At 58.8% G+C, this 14,972-nt stretch carries 12 protein-coding genes; 4 read left to right on the forward strand and 8 right to left on the reverse strand.

The window, feature by feature from the left end; translation table 11 throughout:
* Position 1 precedes the first annotated feature (1 nt).
* Entirely contained in the window at positions 2 to 703 is a 702-nt protein-coding gene (locus ABEV74_RS08465) for a DsbA family protein (RefSeq protein ID WP_430145097.1), read from the reverse strand.
* A gap of 30 nt (positions 704 to 733) precedes the next feature.
* Positions 734 to 1,729, reverse strand: coding sequence for an aldose 1-epimerase (locus ABEV74_RS08470; RefSeq protein WP_430145139.1), 996 nt, complete (start codon positions 1,727 to 1,729; stop codon positions 734 to 736).
* Positions 1,730 to 2,062: 333 nt separating this feature from the next.
* On the opposite strand from ABEV74_RS08470, the gene ABEV74_RS08475 reads away from it, so the two are divergent.
* Positions 2,063 to 2,758, forward strand: a complete 696-nt coding sequence (locus tag ABEV74_RS08475) for a queuosine precursor transporter (RefSeq protein ID WP_430145099.1) — start codon at positions 2,063 to 2,065, stop codon at positions 2,756 to 2,758.
* Between the two features lie 58 nt (positions 2,759 to 2,816).
* Here the strand turns inward: ABEV74_RS08475 and ABEV74_RS08480 are convergent, their stop codons facing one another.
* Positions 2,817 to 3,875: a M23 family metallopeptidase gene (locus tag ABEV74_RS08480; RefSeq protein ID WP_244863383.1), complete on the reverse strand. Its 1,059-nt coding sequence runs from the start codon at positions 3,873 to 3,875 to the stop codon at positions 2,817 to 2,819.
* 220 nt (positions 3,876 to 4,095) lie between these two features.
* On the opposite strand from ABEV74_RS08480, the gene ABEV74_RS08485 reads away from it, so the two are divergent.
* From ABEV74_RS08485 to ABEV74_RS08495, 3 genes are all read left to right on the forward strand, one after another.
* Positions 4,096 to 4,812, forward strand: coding sequence for a response regulator transcription factor (locus ABEV74_RS08485; RefSeq protein ID WP_213528638.1), 717 nt, complete (start codon positions 4,096 to 4,098; stop codon positions 4,810 to 4,812).
* Complete coding sequence (locus tag ABEV74_RS08490; protein ID WP_430145102.1) at positions 4,809 to 6,641, forward strand: sensor histidine kinase; 1,833 nt, start codon at positions 4,809 to 4,811, stop codon at positions 6,639 to 6,641. Before ABEV74_RS08485 ends, ABEV74_RS08490 begins: the two co-directional genes overlap by 4 nt.
* 98 nt (positions 6,642 to 6,739) lie before the next feature.
* The gene (locus tag ABEV74_RS08495) at positions 6,740 to 8,020 is read left to right on the forward strand and encodes a serpin family protein (RefSeq protein WP_430145104.1); all 1,281 of its coding nucleotides are present in this window, start codon (positions 6,740 to 6,742) and stop codon (positions 8,018 to 8,020) included.
* Positions 8,021 to 8,108: 88 nt separating this feature from the next.
* Here ABEV74_RS08495 and ABEV74_RS08500 read toward each other — a convergent pair whose 3' ends face one another.
* From ABEV74_RS08500 to ABEV74_RS08520, 5 genes are all read right to left on the reverse strand, one after another.
* A complete protein-coding gene (locus ABEV74_RS08500) occupies positions 8,109 to 8,969 on the reverse strand; it encodes a MetQ/NlpA family ABC transporter substrate-binding protein (protein ID WP_430145107.1) in 861 nt (286 codons plus the stop codon).
* A gap of 60 nt (positions 8,970 to 9,029) precedes the next feature.
* Entirely contained in the window at positions 9,030 to 9,689 is a 660-nt protein-coding gene (locus ABEV74_RS08505; protein ID WP_062493371.1) for a methionine ABC transporter permease, read from the reverse strand.
* Positions 9,686 to 10,690 carry a methionine ABC transporter ATP-binding protein gene (locus tag ABEV74_RS08510; RefSeq protein ID WP_430145141.1) on the reverse strand — a complete coding sequence of 335 codons (1,005 nt, stop codon included), beginning with the start codon at positions 10,688 to 10,690 and terminating at the stop codon, positions 9,686 to 9,688. Before ABEV74_RS08510 ends, ABEV74_RS08505 begins: the two co-directional genes overlap by 4 nt.
* Before the next feature lie 344 nt (positions 10,691 to 11,034).
* A complete protein-coding gene (gene pdaA / locus ABEV74_RS08515; protein ID WP_062493373.1) occupies positions 11,035 to 11,844 on the reverse strand; it encodes a delta-lactam-biosynthetic de-N-acetylase in 810 nt (269 codons plus the stop codon).
* 149 nt (positions 11,845 to 11,993) lie between these two features.
* A complete protein-coding gene (locus ABEV74_RS08520) occupies positions 11,994 to 14,945 on the reverse strand; it encodes a family 78 glycoside hydrolase catalytic domain (RefSeq protein ID WP_430145110.1) in 2,952 nt (983 codons plus the stop codon).
* Positions 14,946 to 14,972: the final 27 nt, after the last annotated feature.

Here is a 14,972-nt window from a genome sequence, read left to right on the forward strand (position 1 = left end):
ATCAGGTCCCCCCGTTCAACGCTTCCTCGATGGTCCGCTTCAGCACCGCGTAATCGATCACATGGCTGCTGTCCAGCTGCTTGCCGTTAAGGAAGAGCGTTGGCGTGCCGGTTACCTTTCCTTTTCTTGCCAGCCCGTTGTGATCGTCCACCTCGTCGCCGTACGTCTCCGCTTCGATATCCTGGCGCAGCTTGTCGTAGTCGATGCCGAGCTCCTCGTCTTTCGCGAGCTGGACGAGCGCGTCTGTCGTCCACGTCGTGTCGAGGTTCCGGAACAATGCCTTATAATATTTCCAGAACGCGTCGTTATCCTGATGATAAACGGACTGGGCCGCCACCGCGGCGATTCGCGAGTCCTTCTCCATAAAGGTGAAATTGACGAAATGAAGCGAAACCCGGCCCGATTCGATAAAATCCTGCTCGAGCAGCGGCACGAAATTTTGCGAAAATTCGGCGCAGTGCGGACATTTGTAATCGCCGAACTCCACGATTTTGACCGGCGCGTCGGCCGATCCGAGCGTCGGGTACGAGCCATAGTCGAACTTGACCGGCGCATTGCCGCTTCTGATGCCAAGAAAAATGAAGACAATGATGGCAACAATAATGACCGTCATCCAGATCAGGGGCTTGACCGAACTTGGCGGCTTGGCGGCGGTCGCCTGCCGCTGGCCGGAGCCGGACGGTTTCTTTTTCTTTTTGCTCAATGGGGTCATCCTTTCGTGTTGCAGCGCTGACTAGAGCTGTTCCGTATACATCCGGCTCGTTTCGCTCCACGTCTCGCCCGGCGCAAGCATCAGAAGCCCTGTCGTCTCGCGCGGCAGGTCGAGGTTCGGCGCGTTTACCATGTTGATTTGCGGTTCCGGACAGAAAAACCCCCCGGCCGCTCCGTTATTCCAGACCATCCACTGTTTATACTTGACACCCGCATCGTATACGAAGCGGTAGCCGGCAGCATGGTCGGTCACCGTCATAACATTACGGCCGTCAACCGGCTCGGCGCTGTAATGGTTGTCCATCGGCGCATAGAACGGCGTGCCGTCCCCGCGCTTCAGAGCCGCCTCGCCTTCGTCCAGCGGCTGCGTCTCGCCGGTCGGTAACATGCGGTCGTCCAGCGCCCACCGCTCGCCGATCGTGATCCGAACTTTGCAGTCGTTCTGCCCGCTTCCGGGAGCGAACGGCACGTTCACGGCCGTATGGAAACCGAGCATGCAGGGCATCGGCTCGTCCCCCCGGTTCGTGACGGCGACCGTCTGCGTCAATCCGGACCCGGAAAGCGCATAGCGGATCGACAGATCGAACCGATGCGGAAAATAGCGATACGCCGGATGATTCTCGTCCACCGCCTGGCCGACGACGACAAAGCTTTCCTCCGCGTTCGTGCCGCTCTCCCGTACTTCCCAAGGCGCATCGTAAAAGAAGCCGTGCAGATGATTTCCGGTCTTCTCCTCGTTCACCGGGAATATGTATGTTTTGCCGCCGATCGTAAACGTCCCGTCCTGATACCGGTTGGGCGGAAACAGCACCGGAATGCCGTGCACCATAGGACGCGCCTTGAATTCCGCCATCTCCCCGGGCTGCGGTTCCCGGATGAAGCTCCACCCCTTGTCCGTATCGCGAAACGCGATCAGATTGGCGCCGATGTCCGGCAGCAGAGCCGCCTCGTAAGGTCCCGCCTTGAGCCATACCGCACGCTCACCTTGATAAGTTCCTTCATATGCCTGAAATGACATCATGAAGCCCCCTTCCGCTCGTAAATGGAACGAATAATTGCGCAATTTCAGATTGAATCATACGTCTTTTTCATTATAGAAAAGAACGATAGCCAATTCAATAAGAGCCTCCGGGGGAGAGTATGTCTTTCCGCTTTTCAAACCGTTTGCGGGAACCGTATAATGATTAGGTACTGTAAAGGCCGCCGCAAAGTCTTGGCGTATGCTTTCGAAGCGGACTTTGCTTCGCAAAGTCTTGGCGTATGCTTCCGAAGCGGACTTTGCTTCGCAAAGTCTTGGCCTATGCTTCCGAAGCGGACTTTGCTTCGCAAAGTCTTTAGGAGGTTTCGTTTCATGTTCAATCTGTCATTGGGCATTTTGTTTATGCTCGTTCATTTTACGCTGTTTCTGGCAGCCTACCGGCTGTTCGGGAAATCCGGCGTTTACGGCTGGGTCGCGATGGCTTCGGTCGTTGCCAATATTCAGGTGATCAAAACGATCGATATATTCTCGATCGTCCTGACGCTAGGCAACACGATGTATGGCACAATCTATCTCGCATCAGACCTGCTGAACGAAAAATACGGAGAGAACGCAGCCAAGAAAGCAGTCTGGATCGGACTTTTTTCATTGGCCGCCTCGACGATCATTATGCAGCTCGCGCTGCTGTTTGAGCGGCAACCAGAAGATATCGGCCACGAAGCTCTGTCCGTCATTTTCGGCTTTATGCCGCAAATTGCGATCGCCAGCTTCTGCGCTTATTTCGTCAGCCAATTTCTCGACGTGCGTCTCTATACGCTGCTCAAACGAATCTTCCCGTCGCCCGGACAGCTATGGATCCGCAACAACGGCAGTACGGCGATCAGCCAGTTCGTCGACACCCTTATTTTTTGCACAATCGCTTTTTACAGCGAATACGGATTCGGCATCTGGCTGTCGATCTTCCTCTCCACCTATATCATCAAGTTTATCGTGTCGGTCTGCTCCACTCCGTTTCTGTATGCCGCCCGCAGCTTTCCCGTAAGGCGTGAGGACGAGCCCGCCGCCTAGGCGGGTGCGGGCGTCTTCCTTTGGTTGGGACGCTCGCCCGCTCTCGCTCCTTGCCTTGTTAATCCTGCGCGCCTTCCACCGTTTCCCCTTGCACGATATTGAAACCGCCGTCCCATTTCACGTTCAGCGATTTGCCGGTCATAAGATCCGGGCTGTCGGATATCTGGAAATGAATATGCGGCTCGCTGGAGTTGCCGGAATTGCCGGCCTGACCGAGCAGATCGCCTTTCCTGACCCGATCCCCTTCCCGCACGGCGATCGACCCTTGGCGAAAATGCGCTGTGATCGAGTATTCCCCGCCGCCATGATCGATCACCACATAATTGCCCGCCGGTTCGTTCTCGTTCGTCTCGACGAGCGGCTTGTTGTCTTTGACGTCATTCACCACGCCGACGACTTCGCCGTCTGCGGCCGCCAGCACATCCTGCCCGAATGCAAAATAGCTTTCATTAAGCTGCGGATCTCCTTCGTACGACATGCCGTTGCGGGCTTTCACAAAGTCGAACGCATAACGCTGGCTTTCATAAGCATAGTGGTAGTTTGTCATGACGTTCGTCCCGCCCCAAAATACAAACCAGTGGCCTTTAAAAGGTAGTGCGTAACGCTGTTCGGTCAATTGGCCGTCGGTTTCCGGAAATGTCTCCAGCGGCAATACTTGCAGCCCTTCGATTAAGCCGTCCGGACCGAACGCCGCGAGCACCCCTTTCGTGCGGGTATCGTCGAGCCAGACGAATCGTTCGGCGCCATTGAGCTTGACAACCGATTCCGGATGGAAAGCTTGTACCCCGGCAGTAAACGACTTGGCCGTCGATTCGAAGTCCTCTCTGGAAACCACCTCCTGCATATCTTCCGACATTTGGTTGTAAATACGCTCGTATTCGCCCGCAAGCAGCGAAGCGGCCAGCTGTTCAGGCTCGATCATGTCCGTTGTACCCCCTTCCGTTTCCTGCGCATCCGGTTCGGCCGTCTCCTGATCGTCAACCGATCCGGGAGAAACTGCCTCCCCTTCTTGGACCGAAGTTTCCTCTTTCGGCCCTTCCCCGACCCGCTCGCCGCAGCCTGCAAGCATCGTGAGCACCAGCAGCAGCACGGCCATCATTCGTTTGCTCAAGATCATGTATCTATCACTCCTTCGTTCTCCGATGTCTCAACTGTACCCCCTTTGTCTTATGCGCCCGATAACGGGAGCTTACGTTCCGCTTAACTTTGCGAAGCGCCGTCGCGGAACGCGTTAAGGTTCCGTTAAGGTTCCGTTTTCCTATTCGACAGACAGCCATGTTACAATCGAATCGATATAATAACGCGGATCTTGATTGAAAGCCAGGGGAGATGGAAATATGAACGACGCCTCGATTTTGCTCGTCGATGACGAGCAATCCATTGTACATATGCTGACAACGGTGCTGCGCAAGGAAGGATTCGCCAATGTGGACAGCGCGGCGACGGGAGAGGCTGCGCTTGCCGCCTGCGAACGCAAACGGTACGACCTGATCGTGCTCGACGTCATGCTGCCCGGCCAAAGCGGCATCGAATTGTGCCCGTTCATCCGCCGGACGACCGACGCGCCGATTCTGTTCCTGTCGGCCCGTTCTTCGGACTTCGACAAGCTGTCTGGGTTCGCGGTCGGCGGCGACGATTATATTACGAAGCCGTTCAATCCGCTTGAAGTCGCGGCACGCATCAAAGCCCAGCTGCGGCGCTCGTTCAAGCCGGCGTCCGACGCGACGGCGAAGACGGCCGAAATATACGATTACGGCCGGTTTCAGGTTCATGCCGACGCCGGCGAGCTTATCGTGGAAGGACGGACGGTTCCGTGTCCTTCCCTCGTCTTTCAGCTGCTGCTTTTCCTATGCCGGAACCCGAACCGGATCTTTACGAAAAGCGAGCTGTACGAGAAGGTATGGGGCGAACAGGCGATTAGTGACGACAATACCGTCATGGTCCATATTCACCGCATTCGCGAGCGAATCGAGCCGGAGCCCGGGAAGCCGGAATATTTGGTCAATGTGCGCGGGCTCGGCTACAAGCTGGTCGGACGGAGCGGGAAGCGATGAGCATCCGCTGGAAGCTGACGGTCCGCTTCGTCGCCCAACTGCTGTTCGCCGGTCTGCTGCTGATGGCGCTGGCCGTCCTTTCGTTCCAATGGACGATGAACGAACTGACCCGCATCGAAGCGGAACGGCAATTCGGCCAGGCGGGCGTGCAGCAGCTGATTCAGACCTTGAAAGTCGAGAACGGCCGAATCGTCTTCGATGCCAAGCTGCTCGAAAAAATACGCGAGAGCGGCGGATGGGTGCAGCGCATCGACAGCGAAGGCCGGGTCACCGACGCGTTCAATACGCCGCCGGACGTTCCCGACGCCTATATGCCCGGCGAGTTGAACGCTTACTGGGTCGGCAAGCTGCCGTTTCCGTATCGCTTGTCTATATGGATCGACGTAAAGGACGGCGTGGAGCATACGCTCATTTACGGCATGCGGTTCAAGGAAGAAGAGCTGCTGCAACGCATCGCGGCGGAAGCGTCGTACGAGAGCGGCGCGCTCGTTATTCCTTCCGGGCTGAAAAGCGAGATCGACCGGGCCGGCGGTTGGGTGCAGCTGCTGGACGAGACGGGTGCGGAGATAGCGTCGTACGGCCGGCCGGAAACGGCGCCGGATCGGTTCACGCCTCAGGAAATGGCTTTGCGCTATATGTACCCCGACCGGTACGGCGCGCGGATCGACTATCGGTTCGATCCTGCCGCGAAACGCACCTGGATCGTGACCGTCCCGGAGCCAGGGGCGGCTGGCCCTCCGGGTCAGATGCAGGCGCTGCCGTCGGAAATGCGGGCGCTGCTGCTCGGCGGCGGCGGACTGCTGCTGAGCGCCGTGCTCGTCTACATGCTGCTGTCGTTCGCTTATGCGCGCAGCTTCGTCGCACCGCTCTTGCATATGGCGGACTGGCTGCGCTCGCTCGCGCGCGGCATCTACGCCGAGCCGGCCGGCCGGCAAGGACATCCGGTCAGCCGCAACCGGCGCGGCCGGTTGAAGCGGCGCTTCCGTTTGTTCGGCGAGCTGCTCTCGTCGCTTGCGAATTTGTCTGCAACGCTGCGCCAGAACGATATTCGCCGGCGGCGGGACGAGCAGATGCGCGAAGAATGGATCGCCGGCGTCTCGCATGACTTGAAGACGCCGCTATCGTCGATTCGCGGCTATGCCCATATGCTGGAAGCGGAAGCGTACGAATGGACCCGGGAGGAAGTGCGGGAATTTTCGGGCGTCATCCGGCGGAAAGCCGAATATTTGGACAATCTGATCAACGATCTGAACCTGACGTACCGTCTTCGCGGCGGCGGTCGGCTGCCCGGGACGGAGACGGCGGACCTGAATCTGTTCCTCGCGGAAGCGGTCGCGCGGACAGCCGCACATCCGGCATTCCGCCCGGGATCGGCCGCATTCCGGCCAAGCCGTGATCCTGTCCGCGCCGCCATTTACGGCCCATGGCTGCAGCGCATCGTCGACAACCTGGTCGCCAACGCGCTGCTGCACAATCCGCCGGGCACGCGGGTGGATGTCGCCCTGGAGAAACTGCCGGGCGGCGGCTTCGCGATCGCGTTCCGCGACGACGGCAACGGCATGGACGAAGAGACCGCCTCGAAGCTGTTCGAGCGCTATTACCGCGGGACCGATACCGAAAGCTCGCCGGAAGGGAGCGGGCTCGGCATGGCCATTACGAAAGCGCTCGTCGAAGCGATGGGCGGCGCCATCGATGTCGCGACAGCGCCCGGCGAAGGGACGACGATCCGCCTCGTCTTCCCGGCCGGCGGAAAACCGGCGGAAGCCGAACCGCCGGCATACGGGCCGAACGAGCCGGACATGGAGCTGAGCGGAACGTCCGGAGCCTGATCGGGATTCCTTGTTTTTCGCCGTCGCTGCAACATTTGGCTTCCCGATGCGTCATCTGTTATAGGTTGGATAAACCATGCGTAAAGGAGAGGTCGCAAATGTCCGGATTTCATCGAACGAGAGCCGCCGTCATCTCCATCCTGCTGAGTGCGGCGCTGCTCGCTTCCTGCGGATCGACGGATGAAACGCCGTCCGCTCCCCGCCCGGATGCGGAGACGATTTCCTTGGACAAGCGGCAAAAGCTGGCCGATGCCGCGGACGACAGGCTTGTAAAAGCGGTCAACGAATTCGGCATGAAGCTTCACCGCGAGCTCGCGGCGGCCGAAACGGACGGCAACGTCTTGATATCCCCTTACAGCATATCGATGGCGCTCGGCATGACCTATTTCGGAAGCGCCGGCAATACCCGCACCGAGATGGCGGAGACGCTCGGTCTCGGCCGGCTTGCCGAAGAAGAGATCGCGGGCGGCTATCGCAGCCTGGGCGAGCTGTTGACCCGCACCGGCAAAGGCGTTGCGCTGTTGGCGGCCAATTCGCTGTGGACGCAGGAAGGGATAAAGCTGCCGGACGACTATATGAAGATTGTCCGGAACAGCTTCAACGCCGAGGCTCGATCGGTCAATTTCACGGATGACGCTGCGCCGCAGCGGATCAACGACTGGATCGAAGAAAGCACGCGCGGCATGATCGACAAGCTGGTCGACCGGGTCGATCCCGATATGCGAATCATGCTGATCAATGCGATTTATTTCAAGGGGCAATGGCAGAAGCCGTTCGATCCGGAGGAGACGCGGGAGGAACGGTTCCGGCAAGAAGACGGTACGACGGCGAACGTTCAGATGATGCACCGGACCGGATATATGGAATACCGCGCAACCGACCGGTGGCAAGCGGTTCGCATTCCTTACGGCGAAGGCCAGATGGCGATGCTCGTCATCGTCCCGGACGAAAGCGCGGATCTGGCGTCGCTGCACGAGCAGATATGGACCGACCGTTCGGCTTGGTCCGGTCCGATGGAGAACCATCATGTGAAGCTCGGCTTGCCGAAATTCAAGGCGGACTTCGAAGAGAAGCTGAACGGTACGCTGATCGCTCTCGGCATGAAGGATGCGTTCGATCCGGCTCAAGCCGATTTCTCCGGCTTCGGAGAAGCGGACAAAGAGGGTCTCTACATCGATGAAGTGAAGCATAAAAGCGTTATTGAGGTAAACGAGCAAGGCACCGAAGCCGCGGCCGCCACGTCGGTCGGCGTGGCATCCGGCGCTCCCCAAGAGACGGTAAGCCTGACCGTCGACCGCCCGTTCTTCTTCGCCATCGAGGATATGCAGACGGGCGCCTGGCTGTTCTCCGGATCGATTCGGGAGATCGAAGGGAAATAACCGTGCTCGCACAACGAATAAAGCCGCTTCGTCACGTCGCTAAGAACGTCGGAAGCGGCTTTTTCATTTAGTCGGGTTTGTGTTGCGGTCAGAACGTCGGGACGACCGCGCCGTCGTATTTCTCCTCCATAAAGGCTTTGATTTCCGGTGAATTGAGCGCCTTGGCCAGCTTCTGGATCGCTTCACTGTCCTTGTTGTCAGGACGGGCGACCAAGATATTGACCAGCATGTCCGCGAACGGGGTGTCTTTATCCTCGATAATCAGCGCATCGTCGTTCGGTACCAGACCGACCGTCAGCGCGTAGTTCGTATTGATCGCCGCGGCGTCAACTTCGTCAAGGGCCCGCGGCAGCGTCGCCGCCTCAAGCTCGACGAACTGCAGCTTCTTGTCGTTCTGTTCGATGTCCGCGATCGTCGCGTCCACGTCCACCCCTTCCTTCAGCTTGATCAGCCCGTGCTTGGCCAGCAGGGTGAGCGCGCGGCCGCCATTGGTCGGATCGTTCGGGATGGCGATCTTCGCCCCTTCCTTCAGCTCGTCGATGCTCGTCACCGTTTTCGAGTAAACGCCGATCGGCTCGATGTGCACGCCCGTCACCTTTACCAGATCGTAGGAGCGTTCTTTGTTGAACTCCTCCAGGTAGGCCGTATGCTGAAAGAAGTTCGCATCCAGCTGCTTCTCATACAGTTGAACGTTCGGCTGAACGTAATCGTTCATCTCGATAATCTCCAGCTTGACGCCCTCTCCTTCGAGCAGCTTCTGGGCTTCTTTCAAAATTTCGGCGTGCGGAACGGGAGAAGCCCCGATCTTCAACGTCACTTCCTGCTGCTTTTCGGGCTCGGAACCGCTCTCTCCCGCGCTTCCCTGATTATTCGCATCGTTTTTCGCGCCGCAAGCGGCCAAAGCTCCGGCCAGCACAAGCGTCAAAATCGACAATCCGATTTTTTTCATTTCAAACTCCTTCCTTTCTCGACTGAATTTTTTTAAACATACGATCCGATCCATCTCTCTTTAACGGCGGCTATACTTTCGGACAAGCTGGTCGCCGGCAGATTGCAGCAATTGGACCAGCACGATGAGAAGCACGACGGTAACGATCATGACATCGGGCTGAAAACGCTGGTAACCGTAGCGGATCGCCAGATCGCCCAAGCCGCCCCCGCCGACGACGCCCGACATCGCGGTGTAGGAGACGAGCGTAACGGCCGTTACCGTAATCGCGGCGATAATCCCTGTCCGCGCTTCCCTCAGCAGCACCCGCCATACGATCGTCCACTTCGATGCGCCCATTGCCTGCGCCGCTTCGATCACGCCGCGATCGACCTCGCGCAGCGCGGCTTCGACGAGCCGGGCGAAGAACGGCGCCGCTGCGATGACAAGCGGCGGAATCGCGCCTTTGACTCCGATGGACGTACCGACAAGCCATTTGGTCAGCGGGAAGATGGAAATCATCAAAATAACGAACGGTACGGAACGCGTAATGTTGACGATAACAGACAGCACCCGGTAGATGAAGCCGTTCTGCAGCAGCTGCCCGCGGCTTGTTATAAACAGCAGCACGCCCAGCGCCAGACCGATCAAGACGGTGAAAAGCAGCGAAAATCCAAGCATGATCAGCGTGTCTTTCGTCGCCTGCCACACTTCGTCCCAGCGGACATTTTCGAACGTCACGACATCACCTCCACATCGACGCCGCGCTCGCGCAGCCGCCTGACGATCCGGTCCGTATCGCCAGACGTGCCCCGGAGCTCGACCAGCAATTGGCCGTACGGCGTGTTTTTCATGCGCGATACGGTCCCCTGCAGGATGGCGAATGTGGCGTCCGTCTCGCGGACGACCTCATACAGCACCGGCTCGTACGTCGATTCTCCGACAAACTGGATGCGCAGAACCGTTCCGTCGTGCCGTACGCTCACGAAGCCGCCGTCCGGCCGTTCCGACACCTGTCCGACGAATTCGCGGGTGACCGGATGCTGCGGCTTCAGAAAGACGTCGAGCACGTCGCCCCGCTCGACGATACGCCCCCCGTCCATAACCGCCACGCGGTTGCAGATCGAACGGATGACGTGCATCTCGTGCGTAATGAGCAGAATCGTAATGCCCAGCTTCTCATTGATGTCCTGCAGCAATTGCAGAATCGATTGGGTGGTCTGCGGATCAAGCGCCGACGTCGCCTCGTCGCACAGCAGCACATCGGGATTCGTCGCCAGCGCCCGGGCAATGCCGACCCGCTGCTTCTGGCCGCCGGACAACTGGGACGGATATTTGGCGGCATGATCCCGCAGCCCGACAAGCTCCAGCAGCTCGTCCACCCTTTCCTTGATTTGCGGCGCCCGCCATTTGGCCAACTTCAGCGGAAACGCGATGTTGTCCGTTACCGTGGCGGTCGAAAGCAGATTGAAATGCTGGAAGATCATACCGATCCGCCGCCGTTCCTGTTGCAGTTCCTTCTCCCGCAGCGCCGTCATCTCTTTCCCGTTCACGACAACCTTGCCCGATGTCGGACGTTCGAGCAAGTTAACGCAGCGCAGCAGCGTGCTCTTTCCGGCGCCGGAATGGCCGATGACGCCGAAGATATCGCCCTTCTCCACGGTCAGCTCGATATCTGTCAGCGCCTCGGTCACGCCTGTGGGAGTTCGGTAGAGCTTGTTTACCTGGTGAAGCTCGATCAGCGCCTCTCCCTCCTTTTCAAACGTTACGATTTGGCCGACTATGACAGCGACGCATCATTGGTTTTCAAGTATAAATCTCCAAGTTATACTATTGGATTAATATATATTAGTTGCCGTGCTTTTTCAATAGTTTATTTTAGGAGATTTATCCGTGTTGAAATAACCCATATCATTAAATCATAAAAGGAGAAGAGCCGCAATCCGAACGCCCGGATACGAAGCTGTCAAAGTCAGGCAGACCGTTTCCGGCACCGGTTGGCGGCCGCGTCTCCCGAAACATGCAAACGCCCCCTCTGCCGGTTCGACCGGCAAAGGGGGCCCTCGCAATCAGGCTTCGATGCGGCTTACGCCGCCGGATTTGGAGAGTCGGCCGCGTCGTACCGTTTAACGGTTAGCTCGTCCAGACTCTTGAACGTATAGCCTTGCCTGCGCGCCTCGTCGATGATGGCGCCGAGCGCTTCCGCATTGTCGCGCGAGACGGTGTGCAGCAGAATGACCGCGCCGGGATGCAGCTGTTTCACAACCGACCGCAGCGCGTAATCCGCGCCTTGCTGGGCGTTCACGTCCCAATCCTTGTAAGCGATCGACCAGAATACGTTCGTATAACCAAGCTGCCTGGTTACATCCAGCATCCGGTCGCTGAAGATGCCGCGCGGAGGGCGCAGGTAACGCATCTCTTGCCGGCCGGTCAGCTTCGCGACCTCGTCTTTCACCTTGGCCAGCTCGTCGCGAATCCGTTCGGCGGGGATGGCGCTCATATCGGGATGAGACCACGAATGGTTGCCGATAATATGACCTTCGCTCGCCATGCGGCGCACCAGATCAGGCTGATCCTTCACATAGTGCCCGGTGACGAAAAAGGCCGCCGGCACGCCTTTCGCTTTCAGCACATCGAGCACCCGGGACGTGTATCCGTTCTCGTATCCGTTGTCAAATGTCAAATACAGCTCTTTCTTCGACGTATCGCCAAGGAAAATGGCGCCATGCCGGACAAGAATGTTCTTGAAGCCTTCCTCGTCGATGGAAGGCAGCTTGCCCCCTACGCTTTTTTTAAAGCCGAAATGAAAAGCGCCACCAGGGGCGGCAAACGCTCCGTTCGCTGCCAGAAGCAGGACTAGCGCCGCCCACAGCGCAACGGCTGACCGGAATTTCATGCGGATATCCTCCTTGCAAATCATTCCCAATCCGTGCTTCCGTTATTTTTTTCTTCAAACGTCCGGAATATACGCGGAACTCAAATTCCGGCCAGATGCCGCCGATCGAGCCCCTGAGTAAAAAAGACGAGTGCGGCCATTGAAAATACTTATATCGCTGCCAATTCCTCTAAAATCCGCTCGATCTTCTCCGCCGGCACGCGCATCATGCCATTCTCGCGAATTTGCCTCAGCGACGCCGTTCTCGCGATGTCCGCCAACGCGCCCTCGAGCAGATGCGGCACATGGCGCCGCAGCACGGCGACTGCCTTCTCGTCCATAAGCAGCTCGTTAAGCTTCGTCTTCTCGCTGTACGTTTCGCGGAACAGGCCCGGCGCCTCGTAAGCGAAGCGGTAGCTTCCCGACCCGACCTCGATTTCCAGACCGTCAGCTCCTTCCGCGATCGACAAGACGCCTTCGACGTCCTCAAGCCGTTCGCCGCCTTCCGTCACAGTCGACCGTTTCGCGCCGCGCAGCACGACGACCGTCGTCGCGTTCGCCGGAACGACCGCATCCACCTCCACCCGCTCGCCGTTCACGCGCCAGCCGGACTCGATCCGTCCGTACATGGAATCATGCGCCGCTCTCGCCCGGGTCAGCAAGGTGGAACCGAACAGGGGCTCGATGCGAATCCGCTTATAGCCGGGGACGTCGGGGTCCATGTCGAGTCCGGCGACCTTCCGGTACATCCAGTCGCCAATCGCGCCGTACGCATAATGATTGAACGAGTTCATGTCGTCGCTCCAGAACGAACCGTCAGGTTTGATGCTGTCCCAATGCTCCCAAATCGTCGTCGCGCCTTTGGAAACCGAGTAAAGCCAGCCCGGATAGCTGTCTTGCAGCAGCAGCCGGACCGCCGTCGTGTGGTAGCCGTTGTTCGACAACGCGAAGCACAGGTGCGGCGTGCCGACGAAACCGGTCGTCAGGTGGTAGTCGTTCTCGACGATAAGCGCATTCAAATCCTCCGCCACACGCGCCTTCACGCTCTCCTCGACGAGATCGAACACCAGCGCCAGAACATGGGCCGTCTGCGTAGGACACGCGATGCGCCCCGTCTTGGTCACGAATTCGTCGCGGAACGCTTGCACGACATTGTCATGCAGCTCCGCGTACCGCGCGGCGTCCTCTTCCCGGCCGAGAACACGCGCCGCGTCGCGAACGATGCGCGTCGAATACGCGTAATATGCCGTCGCCACCAGCGCCGTCGGCGTCGCCCCGATATAGCTGTTCTCCTTCGCGTCGAGCGCGAGCCAGTCGCCGAAATGGAAGCCGGTATCCCACAAATATTCGTTATCGCCCTGGCTGCGGATGTATTCGACCCAGCGCTTCATGCTTTCGTACTGTTCGGCTAACAACCGCAGGTCGTCATAATACCGGTAGACGGTCCAGGGACAAATGACAGCCGCATCGCCCCATGCCGCGGAGCTGGCGCCCCCGACAATATCCGGAATGACGAACGGCACGCCGCCGTCTTCGTGCTGCTCCGCCTTCAGGTCGCGCAGCCATTTCGTAAAGAAGGGCGCGCCCTGGAAATTGAAAAGCGCCGTGCTGATAAACACTTGCGCGTCGCCCGTCCATCCGAGCCGCTCGTCACGCTGCGGGCAATCGGTCGGCACGTCGAGGAAGTTGCCCCGCTGCCCCCACCTAATATTGCGCTGCAGCTGATTGACCCGCTCGTCCGAACATTCGAACTCGCCCGCCGGCGCCATATCGGAGTGAATGACTTCCCCTTGGAAGGCGTCGAGCGGCAAGCCGTTTTCCTGCCCCGGATACCCTTGCACCATCACGTATCGGAAACCCATAAAGGTGAAGTGCGGGGCGTAGCTCTCTTCGCCGCGACCGGCGGCGATATATTCCACCGTCTGCTTCGCGGGGCGGAGATTGCCGAAGTAGATATTGCCGTCCTTATCGAGCACTTCGGCGTGTCGCAGCACGATCTTCGTGCCCGCAGGGGCCCGAACCTTGAAGCGGACACGGCCGACCATGTTTTGCCCGATATCAAGCACCGTATCGCCCTTTGGCGTCACGAACGACGACACCGGGCGAAGCACTTCCGTAACGGCCGTAGGCCAGTTTTCTTGGGCCACGAGATGCGAATACGGCAGGTCGACCGCCGTGACGGCCGTAGGCCAGTTTTCTTGGGCCACGAGATGCGAATACGGCAGGTCGACCGCCGTGACGGCCGACCATTCGGCGTCGTCGAACCCCGATTCGCTCCAGCCCCGCTGTTCCAAACGCGCGTCGTACGTCTCTCCGTGATAAATGTTCGAATATCGGATCGGTCCGAGCGACGCCTTCCAGCTGCCGTCCGTACCGACGATCTCCTCCGTGCCGTCGGCATACCTGACATGCAGCTCGGCGAGCGCGGCCCGCTGCTCCCCGTACATGTAGTTTCGGTTATCGAAGCCGAGACCGCCCCGATACCATCCGTCCCCAAGCATAATCCCGATCGCGTTGCCGCCCGCTTGAAGCAGTGCGGTGACGTCGTAGGTTTGATATTGCAGCCGGTGATGATAGCTGGTCCATCCTGGCGCGAGCAGATCGTCCGACGCCTTCCGGCCGTTCACATAGAGCTCATAGACGCCGGCCGCCGTCGCATAGACGCGCGCCTGCGCGATATCGGAGCGAAGCTCGAACGTTTTGCGCAGCAGAAAGACCGGCTTCGAGTCTGCGGGGATCGCCGATGCGTCCGGCGTAATCCATAACGCCGTCCAAGCCGAAGGGTCTCCGAGACCGAGCTCGAAGCCGCCTTCTTCGCTCCAATCCGATTCCGCTCCGGTCGTATCCCATACTTTCACGCGAAACCGGTACGCCGTCCGCGGTTTCAGCCCGGGACCGCCATATTCGATATGAACGGAACGCTCCGATGCTGTGCGCCCCGTGTCCCAGAACGGCTCATCGAAGCCGCTGCCGGCCTCCGCCACCTGGATGCGGTATGCTTGTTGCCGGACGTTTCTGCGGACGCCGGCATCGATTATCCAGCTGAATCGCGGACGCCGGATGTCGGTTCCCAATAGATTCGTCCGGTATTCGCATGTCGCTCTCACATGCAACCTGTTCATCGATCCATCCCCTTTTTTCTGGAATTC

The sequence above is a fragment of the Paenibacillus cisolokensis genome, from assembly GCF_050481165.1.
GTDB lineage: Bacteria > Bacillota > Bacilli > Paenibacillales > Paenibacillaceae > Paenibacillus_AH > Paenibacillus_AH cisolokensis.

Bases quoted from the DNA above. Each gene is read 5' to 3' on its own strand.
- ABEV74_RS08470 (WP_430145139.1), bottom strand. From the start codon at position 1,729: ATGTCATTTCAGGCATATGAAGGAACTTATCAAGGTGAGCGTGCGGTA.
- ABEV74_RS08475 (WP_430145099.1), top strand. From the start codon at position 2,063: ATGTTCAATCTGTCATTGGGCATTTTGTTTATGCTCGTTCATTTTACG.
- ABEV74_RS08480 (WP_244863383.1), bottom strand. From the start codon at position 3,875: ATGATCTTGAGCAAACGAATGATGGCCGTGCTGCTGCTGGTGCTCACG.
- ABEV74_RS08485 (WP_213528638.1), top strand. From the start codon at position 4,096: ATGAACGACGCCTCGATTTTGCTCGTCGATGACGAGCAATCCATTGTA.
- ABEV74_RS08490 (WP_430145102.1), top strand. From the start codon at position 4,809: ATGAGCATCCGCTGGAAGCTGACGGTCCGCTTCGTCGCCCAACTGCTG.
- ABEV74_RS08495 (WP_430145104.1), top strand. From the start codon at position 6,740: ATGTCCGGATTTCATCGAACGAGAGCCGCCGTCATCTCCATCCTGCTG.
- ABEV74_RS08500 (WP_430145107.1), bottom strand. From the start codon at position 8,969: ATGAAAAAAATCGGATTGTCGATTTTGACGCTTGTGCTGGCCGGAGCT.
- pdaA (WP_062493373.1), bottom strand. From the start codon at position 11,844: ATGAAATTCCGGTCAGCCGTTGCGCTGTGGGCGGCGCTAGTCCTGCTT.
- ABEV74_RS08520 (WP_430145110.1), bottom strand. From the start codon at position 14,945: ATGAACAGGTTGCATGTGAGAGCGACATGCGAATACCGGACGAATCTA.